At 42.0% G+C, this 18,571-nt stretch carries 20 protein-coding genes; 15 read left to right on the top strand and 5 right to left on the bottom strand.

The window, feature by feature from the left end; genetic code table 11:
- Positions 1 to 13: 13 nt before the first annotated feature.
- Genes ACFPZG_RS14135 through ACFPZG_RS14125 form a run of 3 tightly spaced genes read left to right on the top strand, consistent with a single transcriptional unit; the run spans position 14 to position 3,656 of the window.
- Positions 14 to 433 carry an ArsR/SmtB family transcription factor gene (locus ACFPZG_RS14135; protein WP_283733796.1) on the top strand — a complete coding sequence of 140 codons (420 nt, stop codon included), beginning with the start codon at positions 14 to 16 and terminating at the stop codon, positions 431 to 433.
- Positions 420 to 2,525, top strand: coding sequence for a heavy metal translocating P-type ATPase (locus ACFPZG_RS14130; RefSeq protein ID WP_381427677.1), 2,106 nt, complete (start codon positions 420 to 422; stop codon positions 2,523 to 2,525). The genes ACFPZG_RS14135 and ACFPZG_RS14130 overlap by 14 nt, the downstream gene beginning before the upstream one ends.
- A 27-nt stretch (positions 2,526 to 2,552) precedes the next feature.
- Positions 2,553 to 3,656 (top strand): GNAT family N-acetyltransferase, encoded by a 1,104-nt coding sequence (locus ACFPZG_RS14125; protein WP_283733797.1) that lies wholly within the window; start codon positions 2,553 to 2,555, stop codon positions 3,654 to 3,656.
- Between the two features lie 54 nt (positions 3,657 to 3,710).
- On the opposite strand, the gene ACFPZG_RS14120 is transcribed toward ACFPZG_RS14125, so the two are convergent.
- Positions 3,711 to 3,866 carry a lmo0937 family membrane protein gene (locus ACFPZG_RS14120; protein WP_283733798.1) on the bottom strand — a complete coding sequence of 52 codons (156 nt, stop codon included), beginning with the start codon at positions 3,864 to 3,866 and terminating at the stop codon, positions 3,711 to 3,713.
- 134 nt (positions 3,867 to 4,000) lie between these two features.
- On the opposite strand from ACFPZG_RS14120, the gene mntR reads away from it, so the two are divergent.
- The 5 genes from mntR (at position 4,001) to ACFPZG_RS14095 (ending at position 7,403) form a co-directional block, all read left to right on the top strand.
- Positions 4,001 to 4,411 carry a transcriptional regulator MntR gene (gene mntR / locus ACFPZG_RS14115; RefSeq protein ID WP_283733799.1) on the top strand — a complete coding sequence of 137 codons (411 nt, stop codon included), beginning with the start codon at positions 4,001 to 4,003 and terminating at the stop codon, positions 4,409 to 4,411.
- Between the two features lie 20 nt (positions 4,412 to 4,431).
- Positions 4,432 to 5,289, top strand: coding sequence for a CvfB family protein (locus ACFPZG_RS14110; protein WP_283734571.1), 858 nt, complete (start codon positions 4,432 to 4,434; stop codon positions 5,287 to 5,289).
- Between the two features lie 79 nt (positions 5,290 to 5,368).
- Entirely contained in the window at positions 5,369 to 6,256 is an 888-nt protein-coding gene (locus ACFPZG_RS14105) for a DUF1002 domain-containing protein (protein ID WP_317941071.1), read from the top strand.
- Between the two features lie 45 nt (positions 6,257 to 6,301).
- Positions 6,302 to 6,583 (top strand): GNAT family N-acetyltransferase, encoded by a 282-nt coding sequence (locus ACFPZG_RS14100; RefSeq protein WP_283733800.1) that lies wholly within the window; start codon positions 6,302 to 6,304, stop codon positions 6,581 to 6,583.
- Between the two features lie 346 nt (positions 6,584 to 6,929).
- Positions 6,930 to 7,403 carry a DUF4064 domain-containing protein gene (locus tag ACFPZG_RS14095; protein WP_283733801.1) on the top strand — a complete coding sequence of 158 codons (474 nt, stop codon included), beginning with the start codon at positions 6,930 to 6,932 and terminating at the stop codon, positions 7,401 to 7,403.
- 45 nt (positions 7,404 to 7,448) lie between these two features.
- On the opposite strand, the gene ACFPZG_RS14090 is transcribed toward ACFPZG_RS14095, so the two are convergent.
- A complete protein-coding gene (locus tag ACFPZG_RS14090) occupies positions 7,449 to 7,949 on the bottom strand; it encodes a GNAT family N-acetyltransferase (RefSeq protein WP_283733802.1) in 501 nt (166 codons plus the stop codon).
- A 116-nt stretch (positions 7,950 to 8,065) separates the two neighbouring features.
- Between ACFPZG_RS14090 and ACFPZG_RS14085 the strand changes: the two genes are divergently transcribed.
- The 4 genes from ACFPZG_RS14085 to ACFPZG_RS14070 all read left to right on the top strand — a co-directional run bounded on the left by ACFPZG_RS14085 (position 8,066) and on the right by ACFPZG_RS14070 (position 10,264).
- Positions 8,066 to 8,560: a GNAT family N-acetyltransferase gene (locus tag ACFPZG_RS14085; protein WP_283733803.1), complete on the top strand. Its 495-nt coding sequence runs from the start codon at positions 8,066 to 8,068 to the stop codon at positions 8,558 to 8,560.
- 32 nt (positions 8,561 to 8,592) lie between these two features.
- The gene (locus ACFPZG_RS14080; RefSeq protein ID WP_283733804.1) at positions 8,593 to 8,946 is read left to right on the top strand and encodes a hypothetical protein; all 354 of its coding nucleotides are present in this window, start codon (positions 8,593 to 8,595) and stop codon (positions 8,944 to 8,946) included.
- Positions 8,947 to 9,094: 148 nt separating this feature from the next.
- On the top strand, positions 9,095 to 9,955 hold the full coding sequence (gene yidC, locus ACFPZG_RS14075) for a membrane protein insertase YidC (protein WP_283733805.1): 861 nt from the start codon (positions 9,095 to 9,097) through the stop codon (positions 9,953 to 9,955).
- Between the two features lie 63 nt (positions 9,956 to 10,018).
- Positions 10,019 to 10,264: a hypothetical protein gene (locus ACFPZG_RS14070; RefSeq protein ID WP_283733806.1), complete on the top strand. Its 246-nt coding sequence runs from the start codon at positions 10,019 to 10,021 to the stop codon at positions 10,262 to 10,264.
- A gap of 108 nt (positions 10,265 to 10,372) precedes the next feature.
- Here ACFPZG_RS14070 and ACFPZG_RS14065 read toward each other — a convergent pair whose 3' ends face one another.
- Positions 10,373 to 11,527, bottom strand: a complete 1,155-nt coding sequence (locus ACFPZG_RS14065; protein ID WP_283733807.1) for an MFS transporter — start codon at positions 11,525 to 11,527, stop codon at positions 10,373 to 10,375.
- A 149-nt stretch (positions 11,528 to 11,676) separates the two neighbouring features.
- Between ACFPZG_RS14065 and ACFPZG_RS14060 the strand changes: the two genes are divergently transcribed.
- Positions 11,677 to 12,615, top strand: a complete 939-nt coding sequence (locus ACFPZG_RS14060) for a M15 family metallopeptidase (protein ID WP_283733808.1) — start codon at positions 11,677 to 11,679, stop codon at positions 12,613 to 12,615.
- Between the two features lie 56 nt (positions 12,616 to 12,671).
- On the opposite strand, the gene cls is transcribed toward ACFPZG_RS14060, so the two are convergent.
- The gene (gene cls / locus ACFPZG_RS14055; protein WP_283733809.1) at positions 12,672 to 14,123 is read right to left on the bottom strand and encodes a cardiolipin synthase; all 1,452 of its coding nucleotides are present in this window, start codon (positions 14,121 to 14,123) and stop codon (positions 12,672 to 12,674) included.
- Between the two features lie 222 nt (positions 14,124 to 14,345).
- Here cls and ACFPZG_RS14050 point away from each other — a divergent pair, with 222 nt between their 5' ends.
- Positions 14,346 to 15,671, top strand: coding sequence for an L-cystine transporter (locus ACFPZG_RS14050; RefSeq protein ID WP_283734572.1), 1,326 nt, complete (start codon positions 14,346 to 14,348; stop codon positions 15,669 to 15,671).
- A 43-nt stretch (positions 15,672 to 15,714) separates the two neighbouring features.
- On the opposite strand, the gene ACFPZG_RS14045 is transcribed toward ACFPZG_RS14050, so the two are convergent.
- Entirely contained in the window at positions 15,715 to 16,947 is a 1,233-nt protein-coding gene (locus ACFPZG_RS14045; protein ID WP_317941076.1) for a helix-turn-helix transcriptional regulator, read from the bottom strand.
- Positions 16,948 to 17,267: 320 nt separating this feature from the next.
- On the opposite strand from ACFPZG_RS14045, the gene ACFPZG_RS14040 reads away from it, so the two are divergent.
- Positions 17,268 to 18,569: an MFS transporter gene (locus ACFPZG_RS14040; protein ID WP_317941078.1), complete on the top strand. Its 1,302-nt coding sequence runs from the start codon at positions 17,268 to 17,270 to the stop codon at positions 18,567 to 18,569.
- Positions 18,570 to 18,571: the final 2 nt, after the last annotated feature.

Here is an 18,571-nt window from a genome sequence, read left to right as displayed (position 1 = left end):
TTAGGGGAATAAGATGCATATACTGTACTTACAATCAAACGAGTATTTGAATGAGGTGAGTTCTGTGAAGGTGAAGGATACATGTGAAATAACAGTTGTCCATGAAGAAGTCGTAGAAACAGTACAAAAGAACTTGCCGGATGTCAGCGGAATGGTACAAATATTCAAGGCGCTCGCTGATGAAACTAGATTGAAAATTGCATATGCGTTAACGCTTGAAGAAGAAATGTGCGTCTGCGACGTGGCGGCTGTAATCGGTGCGTCAAATGCCACCGCATCGCATCATCTTCGCTATTTACGTGAACACGCCCTCGCAAAATCGGAACGCAAGGGGAAAATGGTTTACTACTCACTATCGGATTCACATGTGTCCGATCTTGTCAGGATCACCCATGAGCATGCGAATGAAGGGAAGGGAAATGAACATGGCTGAAAAAACAGAGTACAGACTTGAGAATCTAACATGCGCCAATTGCGCGATGAAATTTGAAAGCAATGTAAAAAGCATCCCTTCCGTATCGGAAGCGACCGTAAACTTCGGAGCATCAAAATTATCTTTCACGGGAGATGCGACAGTGGAAGAGCTACAAGCCGCTGGAGCGTTTGATGGCATTAAGGTTGTGCCTCTAACAAAAAGGAATCCAAATCCAAAAATACCTTTTTTCAAAAGAAAAGAGAATATCGTTACACTGTTAGCCCTTATTTTTGTCATTGCGGGTCTTTATTTCACACATCGCGATTTGCCGAACACGACAGTTGCTACAGGTCTTTTCGCAGCTGCCATTTTGGTCGGGGGGCTTGGGATGTTCATTACGGGCGTAAAAAACCTCGTAAGATTTGACTTCGACATGAAAACGTTGATGACAATTGCGATCATTGGGGCAGTTATCATCGGGGAATGGCAAGAGGCGGCTGTCGTTGTCTTTTTATTCGCAGTAAGTGAAGCCCTTGAAGCGTATTCTATGAATAAAGCACGACAATCGATTCGGCAGTTGATGGACATTGCTCCACCGTCTGCAACTGTGCGCCGCAATGGAACCGTAGAAGAACTTCCGACTGAAGATATACAAATCGGTGATATCCTTCTCGTGAAGCCGGGTCAAAAAATAGCAATGGACGGAATTGTGTTAAGCGGTCAATCGACTGTCAATCAAGCACCTATCACAGGGGAATCGGTTCCGGTTTTAAAGAAAAAAGATGATGAGGTTTTTGCAGGGACGTTGAATGAAGAAGGTGCACTTGAAGTGACAGTGACGAAACTTGTCGGAGACACGACAATCGCTAAGATCATTCATCTTGTCGAAGATGCCCAAGCGGAAAAAGCACCATCTCAGAAATTCGTCGATAAGTTTGCAAAGTATTACACGCCAATCATCATCGTGATTGCAATTTTAGTTGCCATCATTCCACCACTTTTCGGTGGGGAATGGCATACATGGATTTACCAAGGGCTTGCAGTCCTTGTAGTTGGCTGTCCTTGCGCCCTCGTTGTCTCCACCCCGGTCGCAATAGTAACGGCGATTGGCAATGCCGCTCGTCAAGGCGTCTTGATCAAAGGCGGAGTCCATCTTGAAGAAATGGGTCGCATCAACGCGGTTGCCTTCGATAAAACAGGGACATTGACGAAAGGATATCCGGAAGTCACGGATTTCATTATGGATAAAACTGCCCGTAATAATATACTTGATGCGGTTGCTGCCGTCGAATCGATGTCCCAACATCCGCTGGCAAGGGCGATTGTCACCTACTCTGAAAGCCAAGGTGTTCAAAAAGTGGACATGGTAAACTTCCAATCGGTCACTGGAAAAGGAGCGTACGGTGAAGTAGGAGGTTCTCTTATCCATGTCGGTAGCCTGAATTGGGCAATGGAACTATCAGAAATCCCTTCAGAATTGAAACAGCGTGCTGAAGCATTGCAAAAAGAAGGGAAATCCGTCATGGCTGTCCTCTTGGATAAGACTTTCCAAGCCTTAATAGCAGTTACTGACCCTTTAAGAGACGAAAGTAAAGATGTGCTTCGTAAATTGAAAGACATCGGTATCCGTCACACGGTTATGCTGACTGGAGACGATCAACGTACCGCTGAAGCAATTGCATCGACTGCGGGTGTAACGGATGTACGTGCTAACTTGATGCCTGAAGACAAATTAACGGCTATAAAAGGTTTAATCGGTGAATACGGTCGTGTCGCTATGGTAGGGGATGGGATAAACGATGCACCGGCACTTGCGGCTTCATCGATTGGAATCGCGATGGGAGGAGCTGGAACGGATGCTGCTTTAGAAACTGCGGATATCGCGTTAATGGCAGATGATTTAAGACAATTGCCATATACGATGAAATTAAGCCGAAAAACGTTGCAGATTATTAAAGAAAATATTATGTTTGCATTAGGCTTAAAAATTGTAGCGCTGCTTTTGATCATCCCAGGATGGTTGACTCTATGGATTGCGATTTTCGCGGATATGGGTGCGACATTATTAGTCGTACTGAACTCCTTGCGATTGATGCGGATTCATAAATAATAACGCAGCCCGAACGGGGGATTTAAAATGAAATTACGTGAGTGGACAATGGAAGAACAGGAACAACTTATCCATTTCTTAACAAATAACACATGGCCCTTTCATGGGAACGCGCATCCTGAACGCGAACTGATCGAGAAGACGATAGAAGAAGGCGGCTATGAATCGGATGAAGTGAAGACGTTTTGGGTGGAAAACGAAGAAGAAGACATTGTGGGAATCGTTAAAATCTACGATTTGCAGGATGAGATACCACTTTTTGATTTGCGGATTGCAGATCGATATAGAGGTTTCGGATATGGCCCAAAAGCGCTTAGACTCATTACCGAATTCGTATTCGGCTTGCCGGAGGAGAAAATCCGTTTAGAGGGTCATACAAGGCAAGACAATTTGGCAATGCGGAAAACATTCGAAAGGGCTGGCTTTGTTAAAGAGGCCCATTTACGGAATGCCTGGTTCTCTCCAAAAGAAATGTCCTATTATGATGCAGTGACATACGGTATGACTCGGGAAGACTTTCTGGCAGGAACAACAACACCAGTCATGTGGGAAGATGAAAAGCAACCGAAAAAAGCGAAGCGTATTCCTAACATACCAAGTGAAATTGAATCCGAACGCTTACTGATTCGCATGCCTGAAGTGGAGGATGCTTTGGACTTGTGGAATGCGAAACGCAATTCGCACGCCTCATTGAAGGAATGGATGCCATGGGCGCAAGAGGAAGCGGAACTTCATTCGACAGAAGAAAATCTTCGTCAGGCAATTGCTGATTTCATAACGAGAAAAGATTTGCGTCTGCATATCTTTTTAAAAGAGACGGGAGAGCTCGTTGGATCTACGGGCCTTCATCGAATCGATTGGTCCATTCCAAAATTTGAAATTGGGTATTGGTTAGATACGAAATTCGAAGGGGCCGGGCTCATGACTGAAACGGTGGAACGATTGACTCGGTTTGCATTCGAAGAGTTAGGCGCCCGCCGTGTTGAGATTCGTTGCGATGAAGAAAATGTCAAAAGCCGATCAGTGGCTGTCCGAACTGGTTATGAACTTGAAGGAGTTTTGAGATCCGATTCATTATCTGCTGACGGTAAACAATTACGAAATACATGTATATATGCTAGGGTGCAATGAGGATTCTATTAGATAACATAAGACAAAAAGGGTGCCGAAAATGGCACCCTTTCTTTAAACCGACCGTCGACCGGTCAACAATTGGACAACAAAGATGATACCGGCAATGACCAATAGAAGATGAATTAGTCCTCCACCGATTTTCATCACAAACCCAAGTAACCAAAAAGCAACCAATGCCACTATGATAAACCAAAGTATTTTACCCATACATTTCACTCCTTTGAAGTGGTATAGTGAATTTACCCATTCGTTGGAAAAAGTAAACAATCCGATGCTACACTTGGGACTAAGACGGTTCAACACCCCGAAAAAGGGGAAAGTACATACTGGAGGTGGAACGTTTGGCAACACCAAGTATGGAGGATTATATTGAACAGATTTATTTGCAACTTGAAGCCAAAGGAGAAGCACGGGTTTCCGATGTTGCGGAAGCATTGTCCGTACTCCCTTCATCCGTTACTAAAATGGCTCAGCGACTCCATCGCGAGGACTATGTAATCTACGAACGGTATAGAGGCCTTGAACTAACTGAAAAGGGGCTCAAGTTCGGAGAGAAGCTTGTACGAAGACATGACCTCCTTGAACAGTTTCTGAGAATAATCGGTGTTGAAGAGCATAATATTTATGGTGATGTAGAAGGCATTGAGCATCATTTGAGCTGGAATGCGATGGATCGCATAACGGATCTTGTAGCAGCGATGAAAGATGACACGGAATTTGTACGAAAATTAAAAGAGCGGCAAGACTTTTGACGGAAGAGGTAGATGAACAAATGACAGAACTAAAACCGGGCTATATTGCCCAGTTGACCGTAAAAGGACAGGAAGGCTCCAGATGGATATTGGATGGAGGAGAGCATGACATTTTTGTCAATGCATCCGAATTCGATGAAACGCCGGAAATCGGGAAGAAAATCGAAGTTTTCCTTTATATGAATAGACGTAGTGAATTGGCTGCTACAGCGCATAAGCCGAAGATGACAATTGGCACATTCGGCTGGGGGCGTGTCATTCGGATTGATGAAAAAGAAGGTGCCTACGTTGACATCGGCTCATCATTCGAAGTGCTTGTGAACAAAGCAGATCTACCTAGAGTAAAAGCGTTATGGCCGAAGATGGATGATGAGCTGTTCATGACATTGCGTACGGATTTAGGTGGCAATATTTTTGCTCGACTCGCAACTGAGGAACGGGTGCTGGAATTGATAGAGGAGGCACCTAAGGATTTATTCAATAAAAAGTTGAATGCTAGGGCATACAGGTTATTGCCGGTAGGGTCGTTCTTTTTGAGCATTCCTGAAAACTACAGAATTTTTGTCCATAATACCGAACGGGAACAGGAACCGCGCCTTGGTGAGGAAGTGGAAGTTCGAGTTATCGACGTACACGATGACGGTACATTGAACGGTTCATTGTTGCCACGAAAAGAAGAGCGCCTTGGTGATGATTCGGAGACAGTTTATCAGTATCTAACAGATGTGGGAGGGAAAATGCCTTTTTCGGATAAATCTACTCCTGACGAAATTAGTGAAATGTTTGGCATGAGTAAAGCGGCGTTCAAACGAGCCCTTGGTAAATTGATGAAAGAGGGCAAGGTAACTCAAAGCGACGGCTGGACTTCTGTGAAATAAAGCAATCATAAGGCATGTATAAGGGGAACTTTTCCGGATTCCATGACGTACTACTTCATAAGATAAGGAGGGGTAAATTATGAAGAAAATGGTGATGGCGATTTGTGTTTTATTGCTTGCTGTTGGAGGATTGCAGCCGACGCTAGCAAAAGCCGATACAGCTATCGACGAAAAGTTAGGACTGCCAATTGTTGTATTGGGCGCTAATCTGACTGATGCAGAAAAGGAAAGTGTGAAAGAAAGCCTGAAAGTCGAAAAGGACACTGAGGTCGAAGAGATAACAGTCGACGGAAACGACCTTACGAAGTATATAAAAGATGGCAATAGCCAGGCAAGAATGTATTCATCCGCTAAAATTACAAGATTGGACAAAGGGAAAGGTCTTGTTATCAAGATTGTTACTCCTGACAATATTACACAAGTCACAAATAGTATGTATGCAACGGCTATGCTGACAGCAGGAATTGAAGATGCGGTTGTTGAAGTGGCGTCGCCAAAACCCGTCACCGGTCATTCAGCCTTGGTGGGCATCTACAAAGCATATGAAGTTTCTGGCGAAACGCTTGATACAGAACGGACGGATGTAGCGAATGACGAATTGAACTTGGCAACAAAGTTCGCGAAAGACTCCGGTATCGACGAGGATAAAGTGGCCGAATTATTGACCGAAATCAAGAAGGCGATTGCGGACAATAAACCTAATACAAAAGAGGAAGTCGAGAAGATTGTAAACGAGCAACTAACAAAAATGAATATCAATCTTAGCGAAGCCGATCGTCAAATGTTGATTGAATTGATGGATCGTATTCGAGGATTGAATATCGATTTTGGGAAGTTGTCTGATCAATTATCCGAAATGGCAACGACGATTAAAGAGAAATTCGGAGAAATTGATCCTAGTTTTTGGGAGAAAGTGAAGCAATTCTTCGAGAACTTAATTGACTCCATTAAGGCATGGTTTAAGTAAGAATGACCTGAAATGTGGTAATATACTGTCAAAGGAGAGGATTTCATGGACTTTGAATTTGTAGAGCTTGGCGGTGACGCATTCGCGTTCCAACATAAACAAGATGGAAAGATGTTGGCTGAAATAACATGGACGCTTCTTGCAGATGTCATGGTAATGGATCATACGTATGTATCCGAAAACCTACGCGGACAAGGCGTAGCAAAGAAATTACTCGATCGTGCAGCAGAATACGCACGTGAAAAAGGATATAAAATGGAAGCTGTCTGCTCATATGTTGTCACAGCATTTGAGCGGTATAAAGAATATGATGATTTAAAAGCTTGATAAAAAATACAAAGGCAATCCCGTTATTTAGTGGGATTGCCTTTGTAAATACTGTGATATTCAATCTAAAGCCCCCATGCTAAAGTTACGACATAGACGAATCCTGTTAATACAGATGCACCTGCGACGGTATAAAGCATGTCTGACGAAGTGAACATTATCTTTTTTCCCATATTTCATGCTCTCCTTTCGCTTCCTACTAATTAATGTTATTAAAAATAGATTACCCTAACTACAATAATTTGAAACTTCGAAAAAATGGTTTAAAAAAATTAAACGAAACTATTGGTTTTCATCTTCGTATACTTGTTATGATAGAAAAAATAGAAAGAGAGAGGTGCTTTTCTTGAAACGTACAGCAGAAAAAGTTTTGTCTGTAATTGCGGTCATTTTGACGGCGATAGGGACAATTATGGGATTCCTTGTTATGGCAGTATTTAATCTCCTTAGAAATGACCCGACCTTTAAACAGCAAATTGAAATGGATTTATTAGCAGACCCTGCGTTGTCTCCAGCGGATGTAGATATGGTTTTATCCCTGTTGAATTCTGCAGGTGGATTTCTTTGGATAGTAATCATCCTAACAATCATCAGTATTATCTTGAATATCATTGGAATCGTAAATATTTGGAAAGATAAAAATGCTAAACTTGCAGGAATCATGTTCATCATCGCAGGCTTATTGGCAGGAATCCTTTCAATACCTTCTATTCTTCTTTATATCGCTGCTATTTTATGCTTCACAAAAAAACAGCCATTGCAAGATGATCTGCAATTCGAAGACCAATCATATAATAGTGATGGAATGAGATCGTTATAATGAATAAAAGACGCTTTCCCTTTTGTTAGGGAATAGCGTCTTTTATTAATAGGCAAGCACAGGTTTAGGAATATAATAGACATATTGTGCGGTTTCAACGGGATACCCTTCAAAGGTTTCTTCAAAGACATCTATCAACTCAAAACCTTGTTTTTCATAAAAGGACCGTCCGACCGTATTTCTGCTATCCACATAAACAAAGAGCTGTTTGGCGTCTTCTAACATACAAATTGATTGATCAAAAAGCTTTTTTCCGAATCCAGAATGTTGGTAAGTTGGCAGTATGTACATAGCCGTCAATTCCGAATCGCCATCCTCGTCTTTTTTAGTGAAATTCAGAAAGCCGATCGGTGTACCTTTTTCACACTCAGCAACAAGCAAATGCGTCTTTTCCATGCGTTTCATCATCATGGCATCGGAATAGGAGCTTTTGATAAAAGCTATTTGAACGTCCTCAGGAATGATTCCTGCATATGTGTCATTCCATGTAACATGGGCAATTTGTTGTATATATCCAATATCTTCGACAGTCATAGGTCTGATCATGATGAATCACCTCCGCTATTGTTATTATAATAGCAAAATCTTTGACATTAAACTATGATTGTCATCATAATGAAATATAAAAAAACGAAATTATCTAAAAAGTGAGTGAGGATTTAATGAATCAACAACTAGAATGGACAACATCGGAATTTCATCAGCTCAGTGGTATCGAAGTATATGAGATGTTGGCGTTAAGGGTAGCAGTGTTTGTCGTCGAACAGAACTGCCCTTACCAGGAAGTCGATGGGCATGACGAAACGGCGCTACATGTATTCGGTAAAGACGAAAATGGGATTATTGCCTACGCGCGACTTCTCCCAGCAGGAGAAAAATACGACTGTCCGTCAATCGGAAGGGTAATTATCAGATCGGATCATAGAGGAAAGGGAGTCGGTCACAATTTAATAGAAAAATGTGTTAGTCTAATAGACGAAAACTGGAAACCAGAACGAATAAAACTGCAAGCACAAGCCCACTTGGAATCATTTTATGCAACACATGGATTTAAAACGGAAAGTGAACCATATGATGAAGATGGGATACCTCATATCGACATGATCCGGTTAACTGGAAGTTTCCAATCATCGCGCAAAGGGTATACTACAGTATAATTAATTCATAAATTAATGGAGGAATGATAGGTATGGCACGTAAACGTGGAAATGGATTACTTCTTGCTACATTAGCTGCAGGGGCATACGCATATTTTAGTAAAAAGGAAAATCGCGATAAGGCAATGGTCGCTGTCAACAATATGAAAACAAAAGTTGATTCCTTCATGACTTCGCAAAAACTGAACCGCTCAGATGATACAAAGGCAGGCCACTCAGATCCGTATGATTTACAGGATAATAAAATGGTGAGTGAAGGCGCACAAACAAGCGTCCATTATTATAATCAAGAAGTCGAAGACAAGACCAAAGGCGAAGACGGCCTTTACCATAAGAAAGAAGTGCCAAGCCAAGCCCCGCAAAACGATAATCAGAAAAGTGAATGATTCAAACGCTTCCCTAACGGAAGCGTTTTATTATGGACCGGAATCCCGATTTTATAGATAAATCCACATAATCGACGAACATTAATTGTAATTGCATAGTGAATTGATGTATACTTTTCAGTAGTTTGAAATAGTGAAGGTGAATCTATTGAAGAAAAAACTTGGCTTATTCACGATATTAATGACCGCCGCAGTTTTTCTGAGCGGTTGTTCGGGAGTTCAGAACAAAGAAGGTACATTCTATAATATTTTCGTAAAACCAATGGAATGGCTACTCCATTATCTTGGAGAGACATTTAACGGAAGTTACGGTTTGGCAATCATTTTGATCACCGTTGCAATCCGTTTGGTCTTGATGCCACTTATGTTGAAAAACTATAAGGCGCAACAAGAAATGAAAGTAAAAATGGATGCCCTGCGCCCAGAAATGGAAGATATCCAAAAACGGATTAAAGCAGCGAAAGAAAAGGAAGACAAAGAAGAACAGATGAAACTCCAACAGGAAATGATGGGCTTGTATTCGAAGCATGGTGTCAATCCTTTGAACATGGGTTGTCTTCCGTTAATCATCCAGATGCCTATTATCATGGGGCTTTACTTTGCAATTCTTTATGCTCCACCGGAAGTAAAAGAGCATCAATTCCTTTGGTTCAAATTAGGTGAACCGGACAAAATCATGATGCTTGTCGCAGGTGCCGTTTACTTTGTCCAAGCACGTGTTTCCCTATGGACAATGCCTGAACAGCAAAAACAACAGATGAAGTTATTCATCTACATGTCACCAATCATGATTATGTTCATCTCCTTCTCGGTTATGGCAGCATTGCCACTCTACTGGGCGGTCGGCGGACTACTGCTTATTTTCCAAACGTATCTTGGACGCAAATTTTACTATAAAGAAGTACAACCAGCGGCTCCAGCTGTAAAAGAAGCCGAAGCGGAAAAGATAGATGAAAAGAAAGTGGAAAAGAATGTAGATATGAAAGTGGATAAAAAAGACGAAAAGTAAGATTGAACAAAGAGATACGATGGGCCGGGGAGCAATCTCTGGCCTTTTTTGGAGGGAAATTATATGAAGCATACAAAAGTATTCGTAATAGGCATCATTTTATTCGCATTAGCGACCCTGATCTTCGTCATTAAAGGCCAGTTAGAGTATGCAGTCCTTATGATGATGGCCCTTTTCACGTTGACAAACGCCTCAAGGTCCAAGGCTTTCAAGGAGCAAGGCCACGAGCGGGAATCCAAATTGATGCGCTATCTATCCATCTTTTTTGCCATTGGGTTCGTCATCGTCTTCTTCCTCATTTTCTTTTGATAAATAAATCTGTTTGATGCCACTTTATTATTTAGGTGAATCCGTTGATTTATCTTCAATTTAAAAAACGCTCCCCGGGAACAGAATCAATCCGGAGAACGTCACTATTTAATAAGCAAACTTTTTTCGTGTCATCAACACAATAATGATTGCTGGCACAGAACAGACGGTCATTCCCAAAAACGCGGTTCCCGGCGAAATTTCATACAGGAAGCCGGCAGGGAACGTCAGAATAGCCGTACTCAAACTCATTGCAAATGCTGCGTAAAACCCTTGCGCTGAAGCAATCTGAGAATGTGGCAGCTTTACAGAAATGTATTGAATGAACGCGTAATGGGCAATTCCAAATGAAGCGGCATGCAACATTTGCGTCCCGATGAACATACTCGCAGTTGGGACAAGGAATACAAGCACCCAACGTACAGTTGACCCGATAGCTGCGATTAGGAACATCGTCGAGATCCTGACTTTTGACAATAAACGATCTGCCTGGGTGAAAAACAAGATTTCGAACAATACGGCGATATTCAAAATGATTCCAATATAAAAACCATTGATATTCAAATCATCAAGGTAAATAAACCCGTAATTATAATAAGAGGCATGGGCCCCTTGCAAAAGTATTGCTAACACCATAACGACAAGGAAGCCCCTTGTTGCGAATAACGTTTTCACCCCTGTTTTTTGAACAGACGATTTTTCCCGATTGGGGATGCTTTGTAAAATACCTGGCGCCGGACGTGAGAAGAAGACAACAGCAATCCCGAGACCAATGATCATGAGATAGAGGATGGCTTGTTCATTCCAAATGGCTGTCGCAGCTCCAACTATAAGAAGTGCAGCCGTATATCCGATTGATCCGAATGAACGACTTTTACCATAATGGACACGTTCCTTTTGCATAAGAACTGATGCACCGCTTTCAACAGCAGGTAGAATGATAGGATATACTGCACTGAAAAGCACAGTTATGATGAATAATACAATGTAAGGCGAATCAGGAATATAAAGGATAGCTAATAAGAGCGATAAAATAGATGTCCATTTAATGACCTGGATATACGAGCTTCTTGCCGTCAAATACGGGAACACAAGAAAGTTCGAGAATGAACGTGCAATCATTCCGACGCCCATTATAATACTTGCTGCAGGGACAGAGAGACCTTTTTCAATCGTCAACCAACCGGTCCAATAGGGAAGAAAAATGCCCCAAGTAAAGAAAAACGTCAAAAAACTAATAGAGAGCCATCTTTGATTATTCATGTCGGATCCTCACAATCATTCATTTACACATTTGAAAATAAATGATAGCATACACAGACTAGAAATAACATACTGATAGTCTTTGTAATACGATTCATTTTATAATAAAACGTTAAGAGATACCTATAGTAGAAGGAAGGCCAACTAAGATGAACCGGAAGCGTAGAAGCACGTACTCGAAAAAATCCAACAAAGCATTGACGATTACACTACTTTTAGTCGGCGCATTACTTACCGCAATCGTAGTGTGGATCGGCTTTAATGATTGGGATGTAAATAAAAGTTTAAACCAGATAGGCATTGAAGGGCCTAAAGAACAACCATTGATCGTCCAAGAACCGGAGGAGCCGGAGACAGATGACGATACTGACATAGTAGAACTGCCGCCAGTCACAGAAGAGCCGGTTGATGAAGAACCTGAGACTGAAGTGAAGGAAGAGCCGAAAGAAATTGAAAAAGACGTTCCGAAAACGACTACACCAAAAGATAAGGACAAATCAGAAGGGACAACCCCTCCTGTAAGCCTAAACAAAAGCGGATATATTGAAGGTCAAAAACTTCCTGATGAACCGACGTATGTGAATGGTATTTTGATAGCTAATAAAAAATACCCATTACCAAAAACGTTTGCCCCGAAGGAAAGCGTAGAGGCGAGAGAGGCATTCGAAGAAATGGTAGCGGAAGCAAAGCTGTCTGGCATCAATCTAACAGCTTTCAGTACATATCGTTCGTATGAATACCAAGTTTCGCTTTACGACCGTTACGTGCAGAAAGACGGCGTGGAGAAGGCTGATCGGTATAGTGCAAGACCTGGTTATTCCGAACATCAAACTGGCCTTGCCTTTGATATCGGTGAAGTGAACTATGAAAAACATTGGGCCTCTACCTCTTTTGGGGAAACTGAGGCGGGGAAATGGGTGGCGGCGAACGCTTACCGCTATGGCTTCATCCTGCGCTATCCGAAAGGCAAGGAAGAAATTACAGGCTATATGCAGGAACCCTGGCACTTCCGTTACGTTGGTAAAGAGGTAGCTGAAGAAATCTTTAAACGTAATGTAACTCTTGAAGAATACCTCGGACTAAATTGAAGAAGCATCCACCTTATTCGAAACACTTCGGCAGGTGGATGCTTTTCTGTTAGTTCTTATAGTATAGGTGACAGCAATCTTGAAACCGATTCTTTGATTTTAATCCAACGGGTCCGGTTTGCGTACATTTCATAAGTTAGTTCAGTAGAAAGCTGCATATCTTGTTCGAATAGCTCGGCGAGTTCATGTGATTTTTCTCGATCATAGATGAAAGCATTGATCTCAAAATTGAGTTTGAAGCTCCGTACATCGATATTTGCCGTTCCGACAGTTGAAAGTTCATCATCCACAACGATTTGCTTTGCATGCATAAATCCATTTTCATAAATATATACCTTTGCGCCGGCCTTCAATAGCTTCCCGACATTTGAATACGTTGCCCAATACACAAACATATGGTCCGGTTTATTCGGAATCATGATTCGAACATCCACGCCTGATAGACAGGCAATTCGTATCGCATCGAGAAAACTAATATCTGGAATGAAGTACGGTGTTTGGATATAAATATATTCCTTCGCTAAGAAGATCATCTTCAAATAGCCATCTTTAATTTGTTCCCATTCGGCGTCAGGACCACTCGATACAATTTGCAAACCGACAGAACCTTTTCGAGGAATTGCGGGGAAGTACCGTTCTGCATATACGATATCATCTCGATCCGAAGCTTGGTTCCAGTCAAGGATGAAACGTGTTTGTAGTGGATGAAGTGCACTTCCTTCAATTCGAAGATGGGTATCGCGCCAATAACCGAACTTCTTATCATGCCCAAGGTATTCATCACCTACGTTGAAGCCGCCGATATAGCCGATTCTTCCATCGACGATGACTATTTTCCGGTGATTCCGGTAGTTAAGTCGCGGGTTGATGAGTGGTAGTACGGCAGGGAAAAACGCTGCTACTTCACCACCGCAATCGATCAGCTCTTTTAAATGTCTAATTCGCAAGCCCCGTGAGCCGATATCGTCGAAAAGGACACGAACTTTGACCCCTTGTTTAGCCTTTTTGATCAGCACATCCAAAATACGATTCCCTAAGGCGTCCAGCCGCAAAATATAATATTGGAAATGGATATGGTCTTTTGCATTTTCAAGATCATGCAGCAACGCGTCAAACTTTGCCACACCATCATTAAACACTTGCACGTCATTGTCTTGTGTAAGTACTGCATGGTTATTGCGAAGATGTAGGTTAATCATATCTTGGTAATGGGCGGTATCGTCCAATCTGAAATCGAATGTTCCCTTTTCGATTGCTTCAATCTGGTAATCGATCAATGTTTCGATACCAATGCGATTTTTACCTTCCCATCTGAATAAATGCCTTTTCCCTAACTTCCTTCCAAATAATAGATAAATGAAGAAGCCGAAAAAAGGAACGAAAAATAGGACAAGTAACCATGCCCATGTTGCAGTGGGATCTCTTCTTTCGAGGAAAATGAGCGCAATCGCTAGAAATATGTTCAATGTAAATATGGCTGTTACCGTAATTGAAATTAAACCCGCCATATACGCCCTCCTTAGTCATTCTTCCTATCAGTATACAGAAAACAACCCCAAAATGAATAGAATACTTCTTTTTAGATAAAACCTACTTGACTGATATGGATTAGGGATTTATAGTCTTTGTAGTAAGTTATACTATTCCGAGGGGGATAATTTGAGTTGGATACATTTCTATTGTTAATCAATATCGTTAGCTTTTTGCTACTGATTGGGCTTCTATATACTATGCACCGAAAAAAGGTTTCGTTTTCAAAAAGAGTATTTACGGGTCTCGGGCTCGGAATACTATTAGGGTTCATATTGAATATTGCGTATGGAGCCGATTCGGAGATTCTTTCTGAATCAGTAAGTTGGTTTAATATCGTTGGTACTGGCTATGTGAAACTTCTTCAAATGATTGTCGTGCCACTCGTTTTCATATCTATTCTTGGTGCCTTTACAAAGGTAACGATTGGTAAGAACTTCGGAAAGATGGCAGGAATGATTTTGGGGATTCTTGTAGGAACGACTGCAATTGCAGCCGTAGTCGGAATCTCTGCTTCATTATTATTCGGTTTGGATGCATCTGAAATTGTCCAAGGAGAAGCAGAAACTGCTAGAGGTCTCTCTATAGAAGAGCGTTCCGCTGGAATGGGAGATAAGGCATTGCCGAATCAAATTCTTGATCTTCTACCAGCAAATCCATTCCTTGACTTCACTGGTGCTCGTCCGACTTCTACTATCGGTGTCGTTATCTTCGCGGCGTTCTTAGGATTTGCATATTTGGCACTTGTTAGACGTGATGAAGAAAATGCGAACTTGGTGAAAAAAGGAATTGACGCTCTATATTCCTTAATTATGGGTGTCGTTAGAATCGTTTTACGTTTGACGCCCTATGGGATTTTGGCAATCATCGCAAGGACTGTCGCAACCTCAGATTTCGCAGCCATATTTAGTCTAGGGAAATTTGTTCTTGCTTCCTATGTTGCGCTGATTATTATGTTCATCATCCATTTAGTGATCGTCGCTATTTCTGGACTCAATCCGATTACGTATGTGAAGAAGACTTCGGAAGCATTGCTATTTGCTTTCTCGTCAAGATCCAGTGCAGGTGCATTACCACTTAACATCAAAACGCAAACCGATCGTCTCGGTGTTCCAGATGGTGTTGCAAACTTCGCGGGCTCATTTGGTCTATCAATCGGACAGAATGGTTGTGCGGGTGTTTACCCTGCGATGCTTGCAATTATGATTGCACCGACGGTTGGGCAAAATCCGCTGGAACCAACTTTCCTTATCACGTTGATTGTCGTTGTTGCGATCAGCTCGTTCGGGGTAGCAGGAGTCGGCGGTGGGGCAACATTCGCTGCGATTCTCGTCCTATCCGCATTGAATCTTCCAATTGCTCTGGCAGGTCTATTGATTTCCGTTGAACCGCTCATCGATATGGGCCGAACTGCACTGAACGTTAGTGGTTCAATGACCGCAGGTGTAGCAACTGCGAGGGCGAATGGAGAATTGGATAAAGATATTTATAACGGTTCAATTGAACATCAATCGATTGAAGCATAATAATAAACGCCGCAAAAGCTTTTACGCTTTTGCGGCGTTTTATTTATTTCCGGATCGACTCATACGTTTTCATAATGAAATCCTTATAAGGCGTGCGCGGCATGCTGGATATATTGTCCACCGCAATCTCAATCGACCGGTGAGCCTCCGCTTTATCCCCTAACTCCAAATAACATAGGGCAGCATAGGCATCTTTTTCGTAGAAGATGGATAGATCGAATGGATGGTGGATGTAATCCGCTATTACAATTTTCCCGAAGCAGGATAGGGCCTCTTCGAATTTGCCAAGGCCATAAAGCACCTTGCCTTTTTCCATGTATGAATATGGGGTATGCCAATTTGAAAGATTATGTTCTTCATAATGGGCATCGATTAGCTCCATTGCCGCCTTATACTCTTTTTTATATGATGTTAAGTAATGAACCTTTGCGAAAATCGTAAAAAACATCACTTCTTTATCATCAGCAAACTCACCATATAGCAAAAGTTTACGTTCATAATATTCCATTGACTCGAGATCCTCGTTCATCATTGCATGGAATGTCGCTAATCTGTACAAATGATCGATGCGATAGAAAACCTGATTCTCCTTCGAAAATTCAATCCCTGCATTCATAACGCGGATCGCCTCATCAGCATCACCTACTGCATAGTGGAGCACCGCCTCCAAATAGTCGAAGTCAAGTCGGGTGAGGGAGTCGATGAACACGCTTCGCTCTTCTATTTCGGATCTCTCCTTCAATAAGATATCAAGCGCGCTTTCGTAATCATGCTCCGTGAATTTTACCATCGATCGGAACATACCAACCGCTGCAAGACGACGAATAATATTCATTTGGTCATATATAGCCCCAGCCTTATTTAAAAGTTCCTGCCAGCCATCCTTCTTCTCATAATAAAGGGCGCGGCTATAAATCTCCAAAAGCCTGGCCGCCTCATATCCCTGCGACAATTTCTCCACATAAGGCTCCACTAATTCAAGAATCTGCTTATATTCATCCTTCAGTTCGTCAACTTCAACAGTGAATAGCTTCTCCACAGTTTTCAACAAATCCCGCAATTCCTGAGGGTTCACTTCCTCCAATAGTTTGGACACTTCAATACCAAGACGCTCCGCGATATAAGAAAGGCTCTCCATCGATGGATTCGCTTTATTGTTTTCGATTAAACTGAGCATCCCTTTTGTAAGCTGCTCTCCCGCCAATGCTTCCAATGTAAGTTTTCGCTGTTTACGCAGCACCCTGATCCGTTCGCCTAATGTTTGCAGGGGGAACACCTCCGATTATGTTATCTAAACGAGAACTCTTTGTGAGTAAATGAGAACTTCCCTTTGATAAAGGAGAATTCTTGCAAGTTAATGAGAACTTGCTGGTGATAAACGAGAACTCTATGCCTTTTAATGAGAACTTTCCAGTAATCAACGAGAACTTCTGAATCATTGCAATGATTCAATTGTCCCCGTTTCATTTCACGCACAGCGTTCATACAATAAATCATTGCCTTTGTTTAATTATATTAAACTTTCTGTTGTAATGGAAGAGGGGGCGTGGTATTATTTGTTTAATCTTATTAAATTGACTGAATGGAGTGACACTTTTGAGCGAAGTTTTAAAATTGAAAAGGGCGACGTATCATCTTTGGACGTTTACAATTAGCAAACTCATTTCATCATTTGGCGCGCAAGTATATGCATTTGCTGTTAGTTTTTACATTTTACAATTGACGGGGTCTGCGACAAGCTTTGCAACAAACTTGATTTGCAGCATTTTGCCCCGAACACTTATGGCACCTTTTGCCGGTTATGTTGCGGATAGGTACTCGAGGAAAACGATTGTCATTACAGCGCAGATAGCCACCACGTTGGCAATCGGAGGTCTTCTTGCTGTGAGCTTGACATCAGGCATCTCTTTACTGGCAATTTATACAACGACTGTCATATTGTCTCTTACGTCCACATTTTCGGGAGTAACTTTCAGCTCTTCCATAACAGGTCTTGTCGATGAAGCAAGGATCCAAAGAGCGATGTCGCTCAATCAAATGTCGATTTCATTCGCGGCAATTGCCAGCCCAGCGGTAGGTGGACTGCTCTACGGCTACGTTACGTTGCCCGTCTTCCTCATCATGTACATGACGGCTTCCGCAATTGCAGTCATCCTTGAGTCGACGATGAATTTTAAGCTGTTTGCAAAACGGAAAAAAGTGGTGGAAGGTGAGAAGAAGGAATCAATGCTTCAAAGTATGAAGGCGGGCCTTTCCTATTTGAAGTTGCAGCCAATTGTAATGGCGATCATCTGGGTCTCACTTGTCATCAATTTTCTTTTTGGAGCTTTCTTGGTCGGCTATTCATTCATCTTGATTGAAAAAATGAAAATGGCCCCACAGCATTTCGGATTCACCGAGGGGGCATTCGCAGTCGGAATGTTGTTGATGTCCATTTATTTATCGGTGAAAAAAGAAGTGAAATACCCAATGTTAGTAGCAAAGAGGGGAGTTCTGGTGATGGGGTTGATCATGGCTGGAATTGGCTTACCTCTATTTTTTGAATTGCCCTACACTGTGATGTTCGCCTATTACGCAACGCTGATGTTCACCTTTGGGGTCACGCAAATTATCGTAAATACGCCAATGATGGTTATGATGCAAAAGATGATCGATGATGATTTCAAAGGACGGGTATTTTCGATTCTTGAAACGATGGCGATGGCATTAATGCCTCTTGGTATGGTAATTTACGGGTTCCTCTACGACATTTTACCTGCGCAATGGATCCTGCTTGTATCAAGTCTTTTGTTAATCGGCACTGTCTTTATCATGATCAGACCTTCTGCCATGCGGATGGCGCATCCGGAGCTGGATAAAACAAAAAACGTAAAATCTGAAATCGTGCAAGAACAGTAGAA

The sequence above is a fragment of the Sporosarcina thermotolerans genome (genome assembly GCF_042658975.1).
GTDB classification, from domain to species: Bacteria; Bacillota; Bacilli; order Bacillales_A; family Planococcaceae; genus Sporosarcina; species Sporosarcina thermotolerans.
This window is presented reverse-complemented; position numbering and strand designations above follow the sequence as displayed.

Excerpts from the sequence above, each read along its gene's own strand:
- ACFPZG_RS14060 (WP_283733808.1), top strand. The coding sequence starts at position 11,677 with ATGAACCGGAAGCGTAGAAGCACGTACTCGAAAAAATCCAACAAAGCA.
- ACFPZG_RS14070 (WP_283733806.1), top strand. The coding sequence starts at position 10,019 with ATGAAGCATACAAAAGTATTCGTAATAGGCATCATTTTATTCGCATTA.
- ACFPZG_RS14090 (WP_283733802.1), bottom strand. The coding sequence starts at position 7,949 with ATGATCAGACCTATGACTGTCGAAGATATTGGATATATACAACAAATT.
- ACFPZG_RS14135 (WP_283733796.1), top strand. The coding sequence starts at position 14 with ATGCATATACTGTACTTACAATCAAACGAGTATTTGAATGAGGTGAGT.
- ACFPZG_RS14050 (WP_283734572.1), top strand. The coding sequence starts at position 14,346 with ATGCACCGAAAAAAGGTTTCGTTTTCAAAAAGAGTATTTACGGGTCTC.
- ACFPZG_RS14100 (WP_283733800.1), top strand. The coding sequence starts at position 6,302 with ATGGACTTTGAATTTGTAGAGCTTGGCGGTGACGCATTCGCGTTCCAA.
- ACFPZG_RS14130 (WP_381427677.1), top strand. The coding sequence starts at position 420 with ATGAACATGGCTGAAAAAACAGAGTACAGACTTGAGAATCTAACATGC.
- ACFPZG_RS14110 (WP_283734571.1), top strand. The coding sequence starts at position 4,432 with ATGACAGAACTAAAACCGGGCTATATTGCCCAGTTGACCGTAAAAGGA.
- ACFPZG_RS14080 (WP_283733804.1), top strand. The coding sequence starts at position 8,593 with ATGGCACGTAAACGTGGAAATGGATTACTTCTTGCTACATTAGCTGCA.
- ACFPZG_RS14065 (WP_283733807.1), bottom strand. The coding sequence starts at position 11,527 with ATGAATAATCAAAGATGGCTCTCTATTAGTTTTTTGACGTTTTTCTTT.
- ACFPZG_RS14125 (WP_283733797.1), top strand. The coding sequence starts at position 2,553 with ATGAAATTACGTGAGTGGACAATGGAAGAACAGGAACAACTTATCCAT.
- ACFPZG_RS14105 (WP_317941071.1), top strand. The coding sequence starts at position 5,369 with ATGAAGAAAATGGTGATGGCGATTTGTGTTTTATTGCTTGCTGTTGGA.
- ACFPZG_RS14120 (WP_283733798.1), bottom strand. The coding sequence starts at position 3,866 with ATGGGTAAAATACTTTGGTTTATCATAGTGGCATTGGTTGCTTTTTGG.
- ACFPZG_RS14085 (WP_283733803.1), top strand. The coding sequence starts at position 8,066 with ATGAATCAACAACTAGAATGGACAACATCGGAATTTCATCAGCTCAGT.
- cls (WP_283733809.1), bottom strand. The coding sequence starts at position 14,123 with ATGGCGGGTTTAATTTCAATTACGGTAACAGCCATATTTACATTGAAC.